Below are 1,326 nucleotides of genomic sequence, written 5' to 3' on the forward strand. Positions count from 1 at the left end.
CACTAGTGTCCCAACGTTTAATCGAACAAACTCAACTGTTTAGTGTTCGACAGGATTTCGTTTTCGTAGCTGCAATTTCCAACTATCTGTAATAATGGAATTCGTTCAAAGATGTTCACGCTCAAAATCTGTAGAGTTGTGTAGAGTGAAGCATTGATTTTGAGTTCTTTTTTCATGATGGCTACAATCAAAAATGTCGAAATCGCGATCCAGATTTGCGTTTTAACCGCATTGGCTGAGTTTCCATAGAAACGCTTTATACGCAAATTTTGCTTTATCCACTTAAAAAACAGCTCCACTTGCCAACGATAGCGGTATAGCTCTGTGATAGTGAGTGCTGGGAGAACAAAATTGTTTGTTAAAAATACGTATGTTTTTTGGCTTTCCGGGTCTTTGTATTTCACCCTGCGTAACTTTTCTGGATAATTTTTAGATTGGTAATAGCCAGTCAGCACAATGGATTGGTCGCAAATCAGACCAGTTGTTCGATCGACTTGGTGAGAATAGATCCTGTCGTATTGTAGATTTGTTTTGGCCCGGATTACAAAAAAGGCTGCCCTTTGGGTAAATGCATGAAGACGCCTGAAGTCTACATAACCTCGATCCATGACGTAAAATGATCCAGCCTCTATTGGCAGTATATCCAAGACGTTGACGTCGTGGAGCTTTCCGTCGGAGATGTGGATAAAAGTCGGAATATTCCCTCGTAGGTCCAGCAATGTATGTAGTTTTATAGCCCCCTTCGACTTGCGAAAATTGGCCCAGGGAAACATTGCAAGGCATAAATCTATGGTTGTGGAATCCAAGGCGTAGACAGTATTTTGCAATTCGAGATCGAATTCGTCGTCGATATAAAGTTTGCGGGCGATCTGAATTAGGTGTTGAGCAATGTCCGCATAAATTCGCCAGTCTCGAACTTTGTTGGCATTGGCTAAGGTATTCCTGGAGACTTGAGCACGAATTCCCATGTGGTAAAGCTTGCCCTGTTGGGAACGTAAACAGGCCTCGATATCTCTGAGGCTCTCTCGGTAAGTCAATTGTGCAAATGCCATGCATAGAAACTGGTCGAGACAGGAAAACTGGTGGACTTTCCGGTTTCCATCGTAGCGTTGAACAATTCGCCGAAACATGTGCAAGGGCAAATATTCCATGATCTGAGAAAATATGAGCTTTCCAGCTAACACCGCATACCTCCTGAGAAATGTTGCAAGTGGTATAAGGTACTAGCTGCTGGATGTTCAAATCGGCAACAGCTTAAAAAGAACAAAAAGTCATATTTTACAGAATGTTAAGCATCTGTTGGCGAAAAACGTTGGGACACTAGTG

At 42.2% G+C, this 1,326-nt stretch carries 1 protein-coding gene; it reads right to left on the reverse strand.

The annotated features are described in order from the left end of the window. Positions 1 to 17 precede the first annotated feature (17 nt). The gene (locus CJ255_RS21985; RefSeq protein ID WP_097646201.1) at positions 18 to 1,184 is read right to left on the reverse strand and encodes an IS4 family transposase; all 1,167 of its coding nucleotides are present in this window, start codon (positions 1,182 to 1,184) and stop codon (positions 18 to 20) included. Positions 1,185 to 1,326: the final 142 nt, after the last annotated feature.

It is taken from the genome of Candidatus Viridilinea mediisalina (assembly GCF_002532535.1).
Classification (GTDB): Bacteria; Chloroflexota; Chloroflexia; order Chloroflexales; family Chloroflexaceae; genus Viridilinea; species Viridilinea mediisalina.